The organism is Thalassotalea sp. G20_0 (assembly GCF_017744175.1).
Taxonomy (GTDB): Bacteria; Pseudomonadota; Gammaproteobacteria; order Pseudomonadales; family Endozoicomonadaceae; genus Endozoicomonas.
The window spans coordinates 1-837 of the sequence record NZ_JAGHQV010000307.1; the positions used below are offsets into that span (position 1 = coordinate 1).

At 47.8% G+C, this 837-nt stretch carries 1 protein-coding gene; it reads left to right on the plus strand.

Features of this window, described 5'->3' with window-relative positions; all coding sequences use genetic code 11:
- A partial coding sequence (locus J7438_RS26205) for a calcium-binding protein (RefSeq protein WP_286196960.1) occupies positions 1 to 504 on the plus strand: 504 nt, incomplete at its 5' end.
- Positions 505 to 837 lie beyond the last annotated feature (333 nt).

The following is an 837-nucleotide window of genomic DNA, read 5'->3' on the forward strand; positions in this document are numbered from 1 at the left end:
GGCCAGGCTGGTGATCAGATCATTCTTGGCTCTTCCGATGCCGAAATGCTGGATGGTGGAGCCGGCGATGATCATCTTCATGGCAACGTTGGCAATGACTATCTGATGGGTGGTGATGGAAATGATACCTACCATTTCACAACAGGTGGTGGTGCTGACACGATTAATAACATGTCCAATTCAGCAGCGGATCAGGATGTACTGCAGCTGTTGGGCATTGAAGAAGAAAACCTCTGGTTTACCCGTTCCGGTGACCATCTGCTGATTGATGTTATCGGTTCTGATGATCAGATTACGGTACAGGACTGGTACAGTAGTGACGCCCAAAAGTTGGATGAAATTCGCACGGGCGATGCAGTGTTACTGGCCATCAAGGTGGAGAACTTGGTCAATGCCATGGCTGGGTTTGATGCACCGCCAACAGGAGAAGCTCAGCTACCACAGAACGTTCGCGATCAGGTTACTCCGGTGATTACTGCAAATTGGCAAACGACAGTGAGTTAAGGTTTACACTTAAAATTCACGATGAAATGAAGGCAGTACTGGGCAACTGGTACTGCCTTTTTGGTTTTGGGGTACGAGCAGGTTACAGCGGGTTAAACTTGCACGTACAAAATTTTTTCTGAATGGACACATTGCAGCACGGTGTGCCATCAGCAGTAGAGGTGATCACTTATGAACAGCAGGCCGGTCCATTTTGGACAGCGCCACTAGGAGGCTGACCGAGAATAGACTGCCCTACTGCGGTTGCGATAAATTGGTCTAAAAATTCCTGCTTCTTCGTCAAATAGCCCCGCTATTCTCCTCAGAATCAGAAATTTTTATCCTCAATTTCTC